The 630-nt window shown below is 68.9% G+C and carries 1 protein-coding gene; it reads left to right on the top strand.

Annotation, left to right across the window (positions count from 1 at the left end; translation table 11 throughout):
- Positions 1–51 precede the first annotated feature (51 nt).
- The coding region (locus tag AC4FQ5_RS19875) for a cyclic nucleotide-binding domain-containing protein (protein ID WP_491146352.1) at positions 52–630 on the top strand (579 nt) is incomplete at its 3' end.

The following is a 630-nucleotide window of genomic DNA, read 5'->3' as shown; positions in this document are numbered from 1 at the left end:
CGCGACCGTGACGGCGGTCCTGCTCGTCGGAACCGCCCTCGGACCGGGCCGATGAAGGAGTTCGCCGAATTCCTCGGCAACCAGTCGCCGTACGACCAGCTCGATCCGCATGACCTGGTGCGGCTCGCGGAGACGGTCGAGGTCGAGTTCTATCCCGCTGGACACGAGATCATCGCCTACGGAGAATCCGGGACGAGCCGCATCTACGTCGTGCGGGCGGGCAGCGTCGAAGTCGTCGACCGCGGGAGGATCGTCGACGTCCTCGGCCCCGGTGACACCTTCGGGCACGTCGCCGTCCTCGCGGGGCTCCCGACCGCGGTGTCCGTCCGATCGGCCGAGGAGACGCTGTGCTACCTGATGCCGGACCCGCGCACGGTCGTGTCGCAACCCGAGCGGCTCCGGTTCTCGCACTACAACACGATGATCGCCCGTCAGCGCCTCATCGCGGCGGGCGGCACCGAGTCACGCATGGACGGACCGATCTCCAAGTCGATGCGACCGATCATGTGGTGCGACGCGACGACCTCGGTCCGCGACGTCGCCGTCGCGATGACGGAGGCCAATCAGCGCGCCGCGATCATGCGGCTCGGCGACGGCGCCTACGGGATCGTGACGGACGACGACTTCCGC

The organism is Chryseobacterium sp. DT-167 (assembly GCF_058310155.1).
This window is presented reverse-complemented; position numbering and strand designations above follow the sequence as displayed.